We start from the raw sequence: 2,987 nt of genomic DNA, 5'->3' as shown, positions 1-2,987 counted from the left end.
TATTGAGCACCTACTTGATAGGATTGTTTAATATCGTTGCCCCAACCAGCTTTAGCAAAGCCATTAACTTTGTCAGTCAAAGGCACATGACCAATAACACCAGCTTGAACGCCTAAATCTGTATCATGAGTGCGGATAGCAGTACCAGCACCATAAAGGTTTACATTAGGATGTACTTTGTAAACATATGCCAATTGGTGATCTTTAATATCGCCATTTTTTGCATTTACTTTGTTGTAAGAGTATTGAAGAGCAGATTTATTGCTTAAATCATGTTCTAAAGATACGCCAAAGCCATCATTGTTAGTGCCACCGCTATTAGATACGCGTTGATTGAACGCATAGTCAGCTTGAATTTTTGTGGAATTATCACTGATTTTAGTTACAGGCACGGATGCAGCGAATGCACTACCAGTAATCACTGTTGCAGCTAAAGATAATAATACTAATTTTTTCATTTGTACCTCCTATACACACATAGATATGTGTCTTAATAAGTTACTTTTATTCTAATATTGTATAAGTATATATATTAAATATTAGCGTTTCATGAATACAGGGATATCAGGGATACCACTTGTAGGAGCAGATGTGTTTGTTGCTGGACGTGCAGCAGTTGTTGTTTTACCGAATTCTGGAACATTCTTAGTACTGGAGTTAAAACCAGTTGCAACAACTGTAACTTGAACACTATCGCCCAAGCTTTCATCAATAACAGAACCGAAGATAATATTTGCATCAGGATCTGCTGCATCAGAAATAATTTCAGCTGCTTCGTTAATTTCGAACAAGCTCAAGTTTGCACTACCGGAAATGTTAAGTAAGATGCCTTTAGCACCATCGATGGAAGTTTCCAACAATGGGCTGTTGATAGCCATCTTAGCAGCGTCTGCAGCGCGATTTTCACCAGTAGCTATACCAATACCCATCAAAGCTTCGCCTTGTTCAGTCATGATGGTTTTAACGTCTGCAAAGTCAAGGTTGATTAAACCAGGGATTTGGATCAAATCGGAAATGCCTTTGATACCTTGGCGAAGAACATCATCAGCTTTACCAAATGCATCAGACAAGGAACATTTTTTATCTACAACTTGTAACAATTTGTCATTAGGAATAACGATAATTGTATCAACTTTTTGAGTCAAGAATTCAATGCCTTTTTCTGCTGCAGCACGACGACGTTTACCTTCAAATGCAAAAGGTTTTGTTACAACGCCTACAGTCAATGCGCCTACTTCTTTAGCGCATTCAGCAACTACAGGAGCAGCACCAGTACCAGTACCACCACCCATACCAGCAGTTACGAATACCATATCAGCACCTTCAAGAGCTTTGATGATATCTTCGCGACTTTCTTGAGCAGCTGCTTCACCGATTTGTGGGTTAGCACCAGCACCAAGACCTTTAGTAACTTTTTCACCGATTTGAATAGTTACATCAGCCTTGGACAATTCAAGTACTTGGCTTTCAGTGTTAACGGATAAGAATTGAACCCCTTTTAGTTCACTTTCAACCATGCGGTTAACAGCGTTATTACCGCCACCACCGACACCGATAACTTTAATATTTGCAAAATCAGACATTGAACTTCCTCCTCTTATCGTTATCTATTTTTGTCAATATAAATGCGAATGCGTCTATTTATATACTGAGTTAATTATAACAATTACATTTATTTTACACTAAAATTTAAAAACTTTCCACTACAACTATAATCGAATCTTGATAATTAGAAACGTTTAGTCATAATATTCTTACGAATGGCAGCTAAATTAATAAATACCCGTAAACCAAATCCAATCAGAGCTACATAATATAAATTAATCCCAATTAAATCGCCAATATATACTAAAACGACAGCCAGTATTACATTGGAGAAAAATCCAATGATAAAATTACTTAAATCAAATACCCGCTCTAATGCGGCACGACTGCCACCGAATACCGCATCTAATGCAGCTAGTACAGCCACAGAAGTATAATTAGCATAGCTTGCTGGAATATGTAATGGTGTAAACCATCCTACAACAACACCTACTATGAGTCCAATGATAGCAAAGATATAAATATTCATTCTTTACCTCCTAACTCATTAGATTGTAAATGCTCTTCTCTATAAGAACCTGTAAATGCCGGAATAGCAATGGATGGTTCTTCTTTTATGGTCACCTTAATCCCCCAATGTTTTAGAGAATCTACAATACCTCCACGCATAGTAAGAGCTGAATTCAATGTTTTAGGATCACCTATAGCCTTAACTGTAAATGGCGCCCCATACACCTTACCATTTACAGTAATTGTAGGCCCTGAACAACGGATTTCAGATGTACCAATCAAACGTTGATCATTTATCGCCAACGCTTCAGCACCACCAGCCCGTAATTCATTGACGATACGTAGAATATCTTCATCGTGAATTACATATAAGTTAGGATTTTCTCCCCCTTGAATTGGTTTAGCGCTATCTTCTATCAAAACGGTTACCCCAGGACCTTTGACATTAGTCAATGCAGCTTTACGAAGTAATATTTCATCTGCACTAGATCCGGAACCACTGGCTTTTAATTGCTCAATTTGCTTTAGCAAGGCATCCTTTTCATGTTCTGCATCCTTTAATTGAGCCACTAAATCACCAGTTCGTTGTAGCCGTATATTTTCTTGAATATTATCCTGTGTCATTTTGTATTGAGTAATAACCATGAATCCCAATACAAAGCTGACAAGACCTATAGCCCATCGTTCATGTTTCACAACATCATCCACCCTTTTTGTGCTTATAACTAATCTTGTTTTGATTTTGATACATTAGCACTTTGTTTTGATGTATCTTTTTTCTCAGATTGGCTAGTGTCTGACTTAGATTTATTAGATTTTGGTTGCACCGTTACCTTATCGGTCTTAATGAAAGGAGATGACGGGTTAACATCTATGTATTGAACATTACCTTGACTCTTAGGTAAATCTTTTAGCATAGACGCTGTTAAATC

General features: G+C 37.4%; 4 protein-coding genes and 1 pseudogene. All 5 read right to left on the bottom strand.

The features are described 5' to 3' along the window. Window positions 1–458, bottom strand: a 458-nt coding sequence (locus tag RYP29_RS08765) for a porin family protein (RefSeq protein WP_311533174.1), incomplete at its 3' end; no start/stop codon positions are given. 81 nt (window positions 459–539) lie between these two features. Then, window positions 540–1,583, bottom strand: a complete 1,044-nt coding sequence (gene ftsZ, locus RYP29_RS08760) for a cell division protein FtsZ (protein ID WP_016475699.1) — start codon at window positions 1,581–1,583, stop codon at window positions 540–542. A gap of 146 nt (window positions 1,584–1,729) precedes the next feature. Next, window positions 1,730–2,074 carry a small basic family protein gene (locus RYP29_RS08755; protein ID WP_311533171.1) on the bottom strand — a complete coding sequence of 115 codons (345 nt, stop codon included), beginning with the start codon at window positions 2,072–2,074 and terminating at the stop codon, window positions 1,730–1,732. Next, window positions 2,071–2,751 carry a DUF881 domain-containing protein gene (locus RYP29_RS08750; protein WP_311533169.1) on the bottom strand — a complete coding sequence of 227 codons (681 nt, stop codon included), beginning with the start codon at window positions 2,749–2,751 and terminating at the stop codon, window positions 2,071–2,073. Before RYP29_RS08750 ends, RYP29_RS08755 begins: the two co-directional genes overlap by 4 nt. 29 nt (window positions 2,752–2,780) lie before the next feature. Continuing rightward, window positions 2,781–2,987 (bottom strand): annotated as a pseudogene (locus tag RYP29_RS08745) (cell division protein FtsQ); the annotation flags it as partial.

The organism is uncultured Veillonella sp. (genome assembly GCF_963534045.1).
Lineage (GTDB): Bacteria > Bacillota > Negativicutes > Veillonellales > Veillonellaceae > Veillonella.
Note: the sequence above shows the minus strand (reverse complement) of the source record. Positions and strands in the feature narration are given on the sequence as shown.

Excerpts from the sequence above, each read along its gene's own strand:
- ftsZ (WP_016475699.1), bottom strand. The coding sequence starts at position 1,583 with ATGTCTGATTTTGCAAATATTAAAGTTATCGGTGTCGGTGGTGGCGGT.
- RYP29_RS08755 (WP_311533171.1), bottom strand. The coding sequence starts at position 2,074 with ATGAATATTTATATCTTTGCTATCATTGGACTCATAGTAGGTGTTGTT.